The following is a 404-nucleotide window of genomic DNA, read 5'->3' on the forward strand; positions in this document are numbered from 1 at the left end:
ATCGCCCACGGCCTGCTCAGCGCCTCGTTCGGCTCTGCAGTCGTCGGCACCATCCTGCCGGGCGCCGGCTCGATCTATATCTCTCAGACCCTTGCCTTCCATCAGCCGGTGCGGATCGACGACGTCGTGCGCATCGTCATCACGGTGATCGAGGTCGAGGCCGAAAGCGCGCGGGTCAAGCTGAGCTGCGAGGGCTTCGTGGGCGAGACCATGATCATGGACGGCGTCGCGGTGGTCCGCGTTCCGCGCCGGCGCAAACCGTCCCAGCGCTGATGCAGGTCGTTCGCGACTGGCGCGACCTGCCGGACGCCGCAAAGGGCGCCGCCGTCGCCGTCGGGGCCTTCGACGGGGTGCATCGGGGCCACCAGGCCGTGATCGCCGATGCGAAGGCGGCGGCCGACCGG

Annotated in this window: 2 pseudogenes; both read left to right on the forward strand. The window is 70.0% G+C overall.

Features of this window, described 5'->3' with window-relative positions:
- Positions 1–273, forward strand: a pseudogene (locus CVH10_RS17900) (acyl dehydratase); the annotation flags it as partial.
- A pseudogene (locus CVH10_RS17905) lies at positions 273–404 on the forward strand (bifunctional riboflavin kinase/FMN adenylyltransferase); the annotation flags it as partial. The pseudogenes CVH10_RS17900 and CVH10_RS17905, both read left to right, overlap by 1 nt.

The sequence above is a fragment of the Halomonas sp. ND22Bw genome, from assembly GCF_003011945.1.
Lineage (GTDB): Bacteria > Pseudomonadota > Gammaproteobacteria > Pseudomonadales > Halomonadaceae > Halomonas > Halomonas halophila.